The 7,602-nt window shown below is 61.2% G+C and carries 8 protein-coding genes; all 8 read right to left on the reverse strand.

The features are described from left to right. The coding region (locus ENZ74_RS14845; protein ID WP_164761035.1) for an alpha/beta hydrolase at positions 1-450 on the reverse strand (450 nt) is incomplete at its 3' end. Beyond that, complete coding sequence (locus ENZ74_RS14850; protein ID WP_063167592.1) at positions 450-1,268, reverse strand: sugar phosphate isomerase/epimerase; 819 nt, start codon at positions 1,266-1,268, stop codon at positions 450-452. The genes ENZ74_RS14850 and ENZ74_RS14845, both read right to left, overlap by 1 nt. After that, the gene (locus ENZ74_RS14855) at positions 1,268-2,344 is read right to left on the reverse strand and encodes a Gfo/Idh/MocA family oxidoreductase (RefSeq protein WP_063167591.1); all 1,077 of its coding nucleotides are present in this window, start codon (positions 2,342-2,344) and stop codon (positions 1,268-1,270) included. The genes ENZ74_RS14850 and ENZ74_RS14855 overlap by 1 nt, the downstream gene beginning before the upstream one ends. 11 nt (positions 2,345-2,355) lie before the next feature. Beyond that, the gene (locus tag ENZ74_RS14860) at positions 2,356-3,177 is read right to left on the reverse strand and encodes a sugar phosphate isomerase/epimerase (protein WP_063167590.1); all 822 of its coding nucleotides are present in this window, start codon (positions 3,175-3,177) and stop codon (positions 2,356-2,358) included. Positions 3,178-3,240: 63 nt separating this feature from the next. Further along, entirely contained in the window at positions 3,241-4,083 is an 843-nt protein-coding gene (locus ENZ74_RS14865; protein ID WP_013532946.1) for a carbohydrate ABC transporter permease, read from the reverse strand. Positions 4,084-4,088: 5 nt separating this feature from the next. Next, complete coding sequence (locus ENZ74_RS14870; protein WP_063167589.1) at positions 4,089-4,985, reverse strand: sugar ABC transporter permease; 897 nt, start codon at positions 4,983-4,985, stop codon at positions 4,089-4,091. Between the two features lie 138 nt (positions 4,986-5,123). After that, entirely contained in the window at positions 5,124-6,371 is a 1,248-nt protein-coding gene (locus ENZ74_RS14875; RefSeq protein ID WP_024502559.1) for a sugar ABC transporter substrate-binding protein, read from the reverse strand. A gap of 110 nt (positions 6,372-6,481) precedes the next feature. Further along, the coding region (locus tag ENZ74_RS14880; RefSeq protein WP_164761036.1) for an ABC transporter ATP-binding protein at positions 6,482-7,602 on the reverse strand (1,121 nt) is incomplete at its 5' end.

The raw sequence follows: 7,602 nt of genomic DNA on the forward strand, positions 1-7,602 counted from the left end.
ATCCAGCGGACGGCCGCGGATGAGCTCCGCCACTTCCACGTAAGGGCGCATGTTTTGCGATGCCGCGTCGAAAGCCCAGGCAGGGCGAACAAGCACGAGACCTGTGACCCTATCCGGGTGCCGGGCCGCAAGCCGCAAGGCGATTGCCGCGCCCATCGAGATGCCGCCGGCGACGAAACGGTCGAGGCCGGCGGCATCGGCGGCAGCCAACACGTCGTCGGCGAACATCTCGATCGAAAAAGGACGCTTGCTGCCGGCGCCGGAGCCGCCCTGAGCGCGACATTCGACGGTCAGTCGGCGGTATGAAGGACCATCGGGAAAGTTCTGCGCTACTTGTGCCGCATCACCGCCGAGGCCGTGCTGGAAGACGACGGGAGGCCTGCCCTGCCCCGTGTCGAAGACACGAAGCGATGCATCGTCGCGAAGCAGGATCGCCGGCGCGGCGCCCATCAGAGGAGTCCCCGCAGAAAGGCTGCGACGCCGGGGGCTTCATCGGCGGACAGCCCGTGGGTGACGAGCGATCCGTCGAAGCCCGCTGCCTTCAGCCGTGAAACAAAATGCGGAAAATCGACGATGCCTTGTCCGGCGGTGGCAAAGCGGCCGTCACCAGAGCGATCCTTGGCGTGCGCCATGGCGATATGGCCGGCAGCCTCGTCGATCGCGGCGGCGACGATGGCGCGCGCTTCGTGTGGCGTCGCGTGCTCGAACAGGTTCGCCGGATCGAGCACGATCTTCAGATGCTTCGATCCCATTTCGGCGATCAGCCTGGTCGCGTCCCTGGCCGAGGTAACGATGTTGGCCTGCTCGGGCTCGATGCCGAGATCGACGCCGGCGTCTTCGGCAAGCGCCAGCGCTTTCTCCATCTCGGCGGCCATGTCGGACCAAGCGGCCGGCGTGCTATTGTCGGGATGATACGCCCATTGATCGGCGGCATTGCGCGAGCCGGTGCAGAGCGTGACCAGCGGAATACCGAGGGCCGCCGCCGCCTCGATGACGACGGCAAGACGGCGAAGACCATCGTCGCGCACAGCCTTGTCGGGATGCGCCATGTTGTAGGTGCCCGACAGCGCGGCCAGCGAAACGCCTGACGATCGCACTGCGGCACGGACGGAAGCGATGGCATCTGCCGGCACGACATCCGGCATCGACGGCAGGCCGGCGCAGGCGAGATTGAACTGCGTCGTCTCATAGCCAGCCTGCTTAACCGCCGTCAGCACGGCAGCCGGCTCTGTGCCGGCAAATGTCTTGGCGAAAATGCCGAGACGCATCAGACCGCTCCCGAAACCGAGGCGAGTTCGACCCGTTCACCTGTCTCGACCGAACGCGCGATGGCGACCATGGCGCGGATCGAGGCGATACCGTCCTCGACATTGGCGCCGCGCATCGGCGTGCCGTTCAGGACTGTATCCGCTAGGCCTTCCAGTTGGCGGCGGAAGAAGTGGCCGTCGGCGCCGAGCGGCTTGTGGGCGGTGGCGGTCTTCTCGTGAAATATCTCGACCTCGCTGGCGCGGAAGTACCAGGGGTTGAAGGTTTTCGCGATGACGGAGCCGTTCTCGCCATAGAGCTGAAAACCTTCGTGCCAGTCCATGCGCACGGCAACGGTCAGGTCGAGATGCCCGAGCGCGCCGCTGGCGAACTCGGTCTCGACGAACCAGCAATAGGCGCCGAATTTCTCATTGAGGCGGGCGCGCACGGCAACGATATCGCCGCACAGGAAACGCGCCGTATCGACGAGATGCGAGCCGTGCGCCAGCATGAAATATTGCCTGAGATCAGCCTTGGGATTGCCGGTCGGCTTCTTCGCCAGCTTGCTGGTGACCGGCAGCGGCTGAATGGCATCGGTGTTGGTGTAGCGATGGGTGGAATCGCAGTACCAGGCCTTCAGCGCCAGCACCTCGCCGATCTCGTCGCGGACGAAGTCGTGCGCGGCCTCCAGCGCCGGGTCGAAGCGCTTCATATGCCCGACCTGCAGCACCTTGCCCGAGCGCCTGACCGCCTGGGCCAGCGCCTCGCCTTCCTCCACCGAGGTGCCGATCGGCTTTTCGCACAGGACATGCTTTCCCGCATCGAGCGCCTTGATCGACATCGGCACGTGATAGGCGTCCGACGTGGCGACGATCACCGCTTCCAGTTCGGGATCGGCGAGCATGGCGTCGTAGTCGGCATACATCTTTTGCGGCTCGTAGGTGGCGCCCATGCGGGCGAGCAGATCGGGTGCCGCGTCGCAGATGGCGTAGAGGTCGGCATTCCCAGCCTTCACGCAGGATTGCAGATGCGCGAACTGCGCGATGGGGCCGCAGCCGAGCACACCGACCCTGAGGCGTCTGTCCTGTTTCTTGATCATCGTCTCGTTCTTCAGGCGCCCAAGCTGCGCATTGTCTGGCGGTTGGTTTTTACCGCGCCGGCGGGATCGGCGGCGGCCGTTTCGGATTCCTCCTCCAGCACCAGCCAGCCGTTGAAGCGCGGTGCGGTGTTGGCGATCTCGATCACCGCCGGCGTGTCGCAGACGCCCTTGCCGAGCATGGCCCAGCTGCCGTTGGCATCGACGTCCTTGAGGTGGATGTAGCGGATGCGGTCGCGGTAGGTGCGCAGCGTATCGGACATGTCCTTGTGGCCGCGCAGTATATGGCCGGTATCCGGTACCCAGCCGACCAGGTCGGGGTCGAGCAAGGCAAAGATCGCGTCGTAATCGGCGCGGTCGAACAGCAGCGTGTTGTGGTGCGAGCTGGGATGCACCGCGACCTGAACACCGTCCCTGCGGCCAAGCTCGCCGGCCTGGTTGTAGACCTCGGCCGCGATGGCGAACTTCTCGTCGCGCGGGCCGTCGGACACCACCGTGGCCGAGCCCATCGACACCAGCGCATTCGGGAAGGCGGCGGCGAAATCGATCCAGCGTTTGGCGGTTTCGAGGTCGGCGCCGATCTCCTCCTTCGACGTAAAACCGCTGTGCGAGCCAAAGGCGAAGGAAACCAGCGTCAGCCCCCACGCCTTCAGCGCGGCGGCGAACTCCTCCGGCTTGTTGCCATAATGTCCGATCATGGTGTCGGTGATCTCGATGCCGGCATAGCCACCGTCAGAGATCGCCCTCAGCAGATCGTCGGGGCCGCCGGTGAACCGGTCTCCCAGCATTTCCCAGGTGAAGGTCTGGCAGCCGACTTTGAGGTCTTTCACGTTCATCCTTTCAATCCTTGATACCGCTTATTGATTGATGCCACCCTGCGTCGCCGTGGGATGAACATCCTACTTGACCGAGCCCGCGGTCATGCCGGCGAGGAAGTATCTCTGGGCAACGAGGTAGATGAGCAAGAGCGGTAGCGAGCCGAGCACGCTCATCGCCATCATCTGGTTCCATTCGAAGGCATGCTGCCCCATCAACAGCTGGATGCCGATCGGGACCGTGCGCATGGACGTCGACTTCGTCAGCGTCAGCGCAAAGAGAAATTCGTTCCAGCACAACAGGAAGGTGTAGACCGACGTCGCCACGATACCAGGCAGTGAAATCGGGACAATCACCCGCCAAAGCGCGGTCCAGCTGCTGCCGCCGTCGACAGCCACGGCTTCATCGAGATCGCGGGGCAAGGTGTTCAGATATCCCGTCATCAGCAGGATCGCGTAGGGCAGCGTAAACACCAGGTAGGTCAGGATCAGTGCGACATAGGTGTCGAAGATACCGTATGAGACGACAAGCCCGAAGAAGGGGATCAAAAGTGTGATCGGCGGAATCGTCTGCGTGCTGATGATGATTGTGTTCAGGCTGCCCTTGCCGCGGAAATTGAAGCGGCTGAACCCGTAGGCCGCCAGCAAGGCGATCAGCACCGTCAGCACGGTCACCGCTCCCGCCACGAAATAGCTGTTGAAGAAGAAGCGCAGCTTTACCGGGTCGCCAAGGATGGCTGCATACGCTTCCAGCGTGAACGCCTTTGGCAGGATGGTTGGCGGCAGGGCAAAGATTTCGGTATTCGATTTGAACGAGCTGCTCAGCATCCAGTAGATCGGGAATGCCGCGAAAAAGAGCCCTGCTGCAAGCGCTACATGGAGCGCCACGGTGATCAGCCTGTCTTTCGGCGTGTGCCTTTTCCTCATGGTGATTACCGAGCCTTTTGATAGCGAATATAGAACAGCGTCAGGCCGAGAGAGATCAGCAGGATGACCACGGCGCTGGCCGAAGCCTGCGACAGGTTGTAGCTCGAAAATGCCAGCTTGTACGTGTAGGTGCTGAGGACCTCGGTCGAGTAGATCGGGCCACCGCCCGTCGTTATCCAGATTAGCGGGAAGACCTGCATGGTCCAGATGAAGTCGAGCAGCGAGATGCTGATGATGATCGGCATCAGCTGCGGAATGGTGATGAAGATCAGCTTCTGGTAGGCTTTCGCCCCGTCGATATCGGCGGCCTCGTAGAAATCCTTGGGAATGCCCTGCAAACCCGCGAGCAAACTGACCATGAAGAGCGGGTAGCCCGCCCAGATATTGGCAAAAGTGACTGCATGCAGCGCGGTCTCAGGCGAGGAAAACCATTCGACCTTGGAACCGATGATGCCGATTTGCATGAGAATACTGTTCACGACACCGTTCGGCTCAAGCAGGAGGCGCCAGATCACGGCGATGATCACCGCGGTGAACAGCCAGGGCAGTATGTAGAGCACACGCAGAATATTGCGCAGCGTCGGATTGATGCGGTCGCTGTTCAGCATGAGCGCGAAGACCATGCCGATGGTCATGTGGAAAATGACACTCATGCATGTGAAGTAGAGCGTGTGCCACAGCGAAGCCCAGAACACGGGGTCGTCGAAGATCGCCTGGTAGTGCTTCAGTCCGGCAAAGGATGGGTCACGACGCAGCACCGCGCTGTTCTGGAACGAGTAGGCAATCACCGTCACCATCGGCAGCAGCATCAGGAGCCCGACTATGAGCAGCGCGGGCGACAGATAGAGGTAGGGTGCGACCGCTCGTTTGAGCTTGTGGTGGGAGCGCTTTTGCCGGGTCATGTGCCAACCTTGGGATACGCCTTCAAGGGAAGGTAAGCTTTCGAAAACAAGTCCACTCAGAATGCCGATCCGTTGTTGCCGGGTGGCCTGCCCGAAGTCAGGTCACCCGGTCGAAGACAGCAAACGGGAACAGGCCGATCAGAATTTCGCCATCCAGCCCTTCTGAGCGGCGGCGGCGGCTTGTTCCGGAGACTGCTCGCCGGCGAGCATCTTCTGGGCTTGCACGTCGAACTGGGTCATCAGGTCTTCAGCCACCGGCAGGCCCGTGAACTCATTGGCGAGATGACCGGTCTTGAAGATTTCAAAAGCCTTGCCGAAAGCCTTGTCCGAGGTCACGAAATCGGGCTTGGCGTTGACGTTGCCCGGGAAGGCGTTTGCAAGCGACACGAGCTTGGCGTTGACCTTTTCACTCATCAGATATTGGACGAGTTTCCAGGCCTCTTCCTGATGTTTCGAAGCCGCAGAGATGCCGATGCCCCAGGAGGCATAGGGAAGGCCGCGCTTGCCGGTATAGTTTTCCACGACAGGGACCGGGATGAGGTCGAAGTTCAGCTTGGGATTGCGCTTGCGGATGAGGTTCACATGCGCGAGCGAGTCGATCATCATCCCGACGCGGTTGTTGACGAACTCCTCGACCTTTTCCTGCTCGGTCTTGGTGGCGATGCCGGGCGAGATGGTGCCGGCGTCATTGAGTGATTTGACGAAAGTGAGCATATCCACCACCGGTTTGCCCTCAAGGTCCGGCTTGCCGCTCGCCATCATCGACTGGCCCGAAGCCCAAACCCACGACATCATGTCGTTCTGGACGCCGGATGGCGTTTGCAGCGACAGGGGCAGCACCCAGCCATACTGGTTCTGGTCGGCGTGCGTCATCTTCTTGGCGGCTTCGAGAAACTCCGCACGGGTCGACGGCAGCTTGGTCACGCCCGCCTTGGCGGCGAGGTCCAAATTCACGAAGACCGGATAGACGAACGAAGCCACGGGAAACATCACGGCCTTGCCGTCCACCTTGATGATATCCGCGACCTGGCTCTTGTCGAAACCGCTCGCATCCATCATCGGATTCATGTCGGCGAGTGCGCCCTGCGCATTCAGATTGTTCACCCAGGCGCCGTCGAGACCGACGACGTCGCTGAGCGTTCCGGTTGCAGCACCAACCGAGATCTGGTCTCGCGTGGTGGCGTAGGGGCCGCTGACCAGCGTCACCTTGATTCCGGGGTTTGCCGCCTCGAACTCGTCCATAATTGACCTGAGCGAGCCAGCCGGCAATTCGGGCTCCCACCATTGGGTGAATTCCAGCGTCGTATCCGCCATGGCGCCGGTTGCGCCAAGCAACCATGCGGCCGCGGCTATTTTCAGCATCGCGGATTTAATACGAAACGTCATTTTCTCCTCCTTCTTTATATTCGCCCGCACAATGCGGCCGATCGTCTGATTATTCAGAAGTCTTCTTACGCAGGCGCCTCACCCTCGCCCGCGGGTCTTATCGCTGATATTCAGATTGCCAGATGCGTCTCGGGGTCGAAGAAATGGAGCTTGGCATCATCCAGGGCCAAGCTGATTTCCGAGCCGGAGCGGACTGTGCTGACCGGTTCGAATTTCGCCACCGCATTCGACGCCAGGCCGAAATCCTGCACCGCGTCAGGGTCGCCGGAGTCCACCCGGACCGCGTCGATGTTGAGATGGACGATTTGTTCGGATCCGAGTTCTTCGATCGAGGTCACCTTTGCCGGTATCGTCTGATACTTGCGGCCGGATTCGAGACTGCTGTCATAGAGATCCTCCGGTCGTATCCCGAACACGACCTTGCGCCCCGCATACGACCTCAAGCCCGGCCTGCGCACGAAGGCTGCATCCTGCAGCCGGATGGCCAAGGCGCCGGACATCAGTTCGTCGCCCGTCAGGGTTGCCTCGAAAAGATTCATCGAAGGAGACCCGATGAAGCCAGCAACGAAAGCGTTCACCGGCGATTCATAGAGCCTCTTGGGTGCGTCGACCTGCTGCAGCACGCCGCCTTTCAACACCGCGACCCTGTCGCCCATCGTCATGGCTTCGGTTTGGTCGTGGGTCACATATATGGTCGTTACGCCGAGCTGCTTTTGCAGACTGGTGATTTCGGCGCGCATTTGAACACGCAGTTTCGCGTCCAGATTGGAAAGGGGTTCGTCCATGAGAAAGGCTGCCGGCTCGCGCACCATGGCGCGGCCCATGGCAACCCTTTGACGCTGTCCGCCTGAAAGGTTCGCGGGTTTGCTGTCCAGCAGAGACGTCAGTTGAAGGGTTTTGGCGATCTCGTCCACGCGCTTTTTGCGCTCGGCCTTCGGCTTGCCTGCCAGCCGCATCGAAAAGCCAATGTTTTCGAACACGGTCATATGCGGGTAGAGAGCGTAGCTCTGGAAGACCATCGCAATGTCGCGGTCCTTGGGCGGCATGTCGACGACGTCGCCCCCGCCGATCCGAAGGCTGCCGCTGGTGACGTCCTCCAATCCCGCGATCATCCGCAACGCGGTGGATTTGCCACAGCCGGACGGCCCGACGAGAATCAAGAACTCGCCGTCCTTGACCGACAGGTTCAATTGGTCGATTGCGTGAAAATTGTTCCCGTATGTCTTGCAGA

This window comes from Mesorhizobium sp. M7A.F.Ca.CA.002.15.2.1 (genome assembly GCF_003998715.1).
GTDB lineage: Bacteria > Pseudomonadota > Alphaproteobacteria > Rhizobiales > Rhizobiaceae > Mesorhizobium > Mesorhizobium ciceri.

What these genes read in the sequence shown, in the direction of transcription:
- ENZ74_RS14860 (WP_063167590.1), bottom strand. Translation starts at nt 3,177, where the DNA reads ATGAACGTGAAAGACCTCAAAGTCGGCTGCCAGACCTTCACCTGGGAA.
- ENZ74_RS14850 (WP_063167592.1), bottom strand. Translation starts at nt 1,268, where the DNA reads ATGCGTCTCGGCATTTTCGCCAAGACATTTGCCGGCACAGAGCCGGCT.
- ENZ74_RS14875 (WP_024502559.1), bottom strand. Translation starts at nt 6,371, where the DNA reads ATGACGTTTCGTATTAAATCCGCGATGCTGAAAATAGCCGCGGCCGCA.
- ENZ74_RS14870 (WP_063167589.1), bottom strand. Translation starts at nt 4,985, where the DNA reads ATGACCCGGCAAAAGCGCTCCCACCACAAGCTCAAACGAGCGGTCGCA.
- ENZ74_RS14855 (WP_063167591.1), bottom strand. Translation starts at nt 2,344, where the DNA reads ATGATCAAGAAACAGGACAGACGCCTCAGGGTCGGTGTGCTCGGCTGC.
- ENZ74_RS14865 (WP_013532946.1), bottom strand. Translation starts at nt 4,083, where the DNA reads ATGAGGAAAAGGCACACGCCGAAAGACAGGCTGATCACCGTGGCGCTC.